Source organism: Mycobacterium sp. 94-17, assembly GCF_035617725.1.
Lineage (GTDB): Bacteria > Actinomycetota > Actinomycetes > Mycobacteriales > Mycobacteriaceae > Mycobacterium.
Genome location: NZ_JAPIYN010000064.1, coordinates 1 through 1,175, shown reverse-complemented (window position 1 = coordinate 1,175; position 1,175 = coordinate 1). Strand labels below are relative to the sequence as shown.

Sequence of the window (1,175 nt, the reverse complement as noted above, 5' to 3'; positions counted from 1 at the left end):
TGTGATGAGTCGAGTCATGGGTTACACATGAGTCGCGTCATCGGTTACAGATCGCCCCGGCCATCGGCCGGGGTTTTTCTGTTGGTTGCGCCAGTAGTTGTGGTCGGGGTCGATGTGGTGGCTGGCGATGAGTTGGTGGCCGGTTTTGCTGATGACGGTGACGGTTGTGGTGGTGACCAGGATGAGCACGGGGGTGTGGGCGTGGGTGTGTCCGATGCCGAGGTGGTGCAGGCGGCTGCCGTGGCGCAGGGTGAGTTTGCCGAATTGGTCGACGGTGTCGTGGCGGATGCGGAAGTGTTCGTTGGCCGTTGATGGTGGGCTGGCTTTGGGCAGTGCGGCGTAGGCCTGGGCGGGTGTGCGGCGTTGGGGTAGGGCGCGGTGTGGGCGGGCGGTGTTGTAGATCTCGCGGAAGGTGTCGAGCTGCGTTTGCGCATCGGCCAGGGTGGCTGGACGGGGTCGTGGGGCTAGCCAGCGTTTGAGGGTTTGGTGGAAGCGTTCGATTTTGCCCTGGGTTTGCGGGTGTCCGGGGTGGCCGTTCTTTTGAGTGATGCCCAGGCTGGCCAGTAGGCGCTCGAAGTCGTTGTGGCCGTGGGTGAACCGTGAGGTGTAGACCGAACCGTTGTCGGTCAGTGTGGATGCTGGTAGCCCGTAGGTGTTGACCACGTCGGTGAAGCTGGACACGACGTCACCTCCGCCCACGCGGTGATACGCAGTGCAGTAGAGCAGGTATCGGGAGTGGTCGTCGAGCCAGTTGAGGATTTCGACGTCGGCGCCGTTGGCCAGACTCCAGTGGGTGAAGTCGGATTGCCAGCACTGATTGGGCTGGGCGGCCTCAAAGCGGATGTAGGAGCTTTTAGGTCGTTTGCGTGGCTGGGGTGTGATCAGGCCGTGGTGGTGCAGGATGCGCCGGATCGTGGAGGTCGACGGCACGGGCAAGCCGCGGTCGGCGAGGTGCCATTGCAGTGTCTGTGCGCCGGCATCGAGGCCCTCAGCGCCGAGTTGTTCGCGCAGCAGCACTACCGCAGCGATGACCGCGTCGCTGGTGGCTCGGGGGTTGCTGGCGGGCCGCCGCGAGCGTGGATCGACACCGTCGAGACCGCCCTGGCGATAGCGGGCCAGTAACCGGTAGATGTGCTGGCGAGACAGGCCATAAACCCGTGCTGCCTGGGTGACAG

Annotated in this window: 1 protein-coding gene; it reads right to left on the bottom strand. The window is 64.3% G+C overall.

Annotated features, from left to right (window positions below):
• Nucleotides 1–21: 21 nt before the first annotated feature.
• The coding region (locus tag OQ789_RS25615) for an IS481 family transposase (RefSeq protein ID WP_324689199.1) at nt 22–1,175 on the bottom strand (1,154 nt) is incomplete at its 5' end.